Annotated in this window: 2 protein-coding genes; one reads left to right on the forward strand and one right to left on the reverse strand. The window is 70.4% G+C overall.

Annotated features, from left to right (window positions below):
* Positions 1 to 95: 95 nt before the first annotated feature.
* On the reverse strand, positions 96 to 1,481 hold the full coding sequence (locus JWR81_RS03495; RefSeq protein ID WP_297646498.1) for an FAD-dependent oxidoreductase: 1,386 nt from the start codon (positions 1,479 to 1,481) through the stop codon (positions 96 to 98).
* Positions 1,482 to 1,578: 97 nt separating this feature from the next.
* Here JWR81_RS03495 and JWR81_RS03500 point away from each other — a divergent pair.
* The coding region (locus tag JWR81_RS03500) for a DUF1116 domain-containing protein (protein WP_297646500.1) at positions 1,579 to 2,813 on the forward strand (1,235 nt) is incomplete at its 3' end.

The raw sequence follows: 2,813 nt of genomic DNA on the forward strand, positions 1-2,813 counted from the left end.
CACTCGCCAGCTTCCGGTGCGCGGCGATGAGCAGGTAGTGCTCGGAGTTGGAGCGCAGCCAGCCGAAGAACCCCGGCGACGTGGTGGCCACCGGGTCAGCCCTTCCGCTTCGCGGCGTCGTGCTTCGCGGCCCCGGCCTGCTTCTTCGCCTCGGCGACGCCGTTGGTGGCGGCCACGACCATCGGCTCGTTCAACGCGCCGATAGCCGGCGAGTACACGTTCTCCATGGTCGAGAGGTCGTGCAGCGTCATGCCGAACCGGATCGCCTGAGCGAGGAAATCGGCGCGCTCCTTGATACCCTCGCCGCCCCCGATCATCTGCGCGCCGATCAGCCGCAGCGAACCCGGCTCGGCCAGCAGCTTGACCTTCACCTTCTGCACACCCGGGTAGTAGCGGGCCCGCGAGATCCCCTCGGCCACGCCGAGCACGTAAGGGATCCCCAGCGCGGTCGCGGTCACCTCCCCGAAGGAGGCTCCACCGATGACCCACTTACCGGCCGGCGTGCCCCACGGGACATACACCGCGCTGTAGGCACGCTCGCCTCCCCCGGCGTTCACGCCCGCGGTCTTGCCCTGCGCGTAGGCGTGCGACCCGGTGAGCCCCTGCAACGGGGTACGGGTCAGCCCGTGCGGGATCTCGACGGCATCACCGGCGGCCCAGACATCGGGCGCCGAGGTCTTCATCCGCTCGTCGACGACGAGCCCACCCGTGGAGCCGACCTTGATCCCGGCCGCCTCGGCGAGCGCGTTGTTCGGTGTCTTGTGGGTCGAGATGACCACCAGGTCCGCGGGCAGCTCGCCCCCGGACGTCCGCACCGCCCGAACCTGACCGTTGTCATCACCGAGGAACGCCTCGAGCGTGGTGTTGAAGTGCAGGTGCACACCCATCTCACGCCAGGACTCCTCGACCGGCGCCATGATGTCCGGGTCGGCCATCATCGCCAGCGCGTACGGGTTCGGGTCGATCAGGTGGGTCTCCACACCGCGGTGCGCCAGCGCGGTGACCATCTCGATACCCAGCGGCCCGGCCTCGACGACCACCGCCCGCTTCGTCTCCGAGATGACCCTGTCCCACTCCATGGCCCGGCGGATGTTCTTGACGAAGTACAACCCGCCCAGATCGCCACCCGGCACACCCGGATCGGCGTAGTCCCAGCCGGTGGCGATGATCAGCTGGTCGTAGCCGACCACGCCCTCCCCCGCGACCGTGACCGTGTGCGCCGCGGTGTCGATCGCGGTCACCTTGGTCTCGTAGTGCACGTCGATACCGGCGTCGACATAGGCCTGCTTGCCGGCGAGGAACAACCGCTCGAAATCCGGGATCTCGCCGCCGTGCACGTAGGGGATGCCACACGGGCTGTAAGCGACGTCCTCGTTCTCGGTGTAGACGACGACGTCCGCGCCCGGGTCGGCTGCCTTGACCCCACCGGCAGATCCCAACCCGGCCGCCCCACCACCGATGATCACAGTCTTGCGCGGCACGTCGGGCCACCTCCGGCACTCGGGTCAACTATGGGACAGAAATATCTCCTATAGTTGACGGCGTGTCAATCCAGACCGGCCCCGAGAGGACCACCCGATGACCCCGCTGGTGCTGCCCGACTCCGTCCAGGTGGTGAACGTCGGGCTGCCGATGTTCGCCGATGCGATCCGCGACCAGGGCGGCACGGTCGAGCAGGTGGACTGGCGGATCCCCGCCGACGGGAACCCCGAGGCCGTCCGGGCACTCACCCGCCTGTACGGCGACGCCGGCCGGGCGGTCGACGAGGCCAACAGCGAGGTCGTCCGGCGGCTCGACCAGGGGGTCCCCCAGCTCGTCGGCGTGGCGACGGCCGGCGAGGCCGTCCCCGGGTTCGACGGCCGGATGCTGTTGCACTCCGGCCCGCCGCTGCCCTTCGCCGAGCACTGTGATCCGTTGCGCCGCTCCATGCAGGCCGCGGTCGTGGCCGAGGGCTGGGCGCCGGACGTCGAGCAGGCCCGCGCGCTGCTCGCGAACGGTGCGGTGACCCTGGACGCCGCCAACCACCACGATGCCGTCGTCCCGATGGCCAGCGCGATCGGGCCGTCGCAGCCCGTGCTGGTGGTGGACAACCGGGAGGGCGGTACGCGCGCCTACTCGTCGATCAACCAGGGCCCCGGTGAGGTGGCGTGGTTCGGACGTGACACCGATGCGGCGATCGCCCGCCTGCGGTTCCTGGTCGACGTCGCCGGCCCGGCCGTCGCATCGATCATCGAACGCACCGGGCCGGTCGACATCCTCGCGGTCGCCACCCAGGGCATCACCATGGGCGACGACCTGCACATGCGCACGCAGGCGGCCACGAACCTGCTCACCCGCACCTGGCTCCCCCACATCACCGCGCTCCCCGACGCGATCCGCGTCCCGTTCGGCGAGTACCTGGCGGGCAACCACCTGTTCTTCCTCAACCTGGCGATGGCGGCGGCGAAGTCGCTGCAGCTCTGGGCGGAGCAGGTCGAGGGCTCGAGCATCGTCACCACGATGTCGCGCAACGGCACGACGTTCGGCATCAAGCTCGCGGGGTCCGCCCGGTGGTACATCACCGACTCCCCGCCGGTGGGTGAGGCGCTCTACTACTCCGGCTACGGCCCGGACGACAGCGCGCGGGACATCGGTGACAGCGCCGTGCTGGAGCTGACCGGGATGGGCGGCCCCGCAGCAGGCGGCTCCGCCGCGGTCGCCGCCTTCCTCGGCGGCACCATGGCCGACGCCCGAGCGGCGACCGAAGGGTTCCGGGCCATCTGCGCGGGAACGAGCAGCAGGTTCACGCTGCCGCCGATGGACTTCGCGGGCAC

Origin of the sequence: Pseudonocardia sp. (assembly GCF_025965585.1) — a bacterium.
Classification (GTDB): Bacteria; Actinomycetota; Actinomycetes; order Mycobacteriales; family Pseudonocardiaceae; genus Pseudonocardia.